At 66.4% G+C, this 256-nt stretch carries 1 protein-coding gene; it reads left to right on the forward strand.

Annotated features, from left to right (window positions below; translation table 11 throughout):
* Nucleotides 1-256, forward strand: a 256-nt coding sequence (locus AAIR21_RS28165) for a hypothetical protein (RefSeq protein ID WP_434682880.1), incomplete at both ends; no start/stop codon positions are given.

Genomic DNA, 256 nt, shown 5'->3' on the forward strand with positions numbered 1-256 from the left:
GTGGACTCAGCGAAAAAGCTGATGGGGAAAGTGACGGACGGCGAGCAGTTCGCGGTGCAGGCCCGGGGGCCGGAAGGTCCGCTGGATGGCGTGTTTGGTCCCCTGCTGGGACTGATGGCAGGACATGAGGGCGGCGACAGCGGCGACACGCTGAGCTTTGGGACATGGCTCACCCGCGTGACGCAACTGCGTCTGAAACTACAGCAGGTGACCAGCGCACCCGATCCGCAGGAGATGGCGCAGGGGCTGGCCCGGG

It is taken from the genome of Enterobacter sp. PTB (assembly GCF_051130085.1).
Taxonomy (GTDB): Bacteria; Pseudomonadota; Gammaproteobacteria; order Enterobacterales; family Enterobacteriaceae; genus Enterobacter; species Enterobacter ludwigii.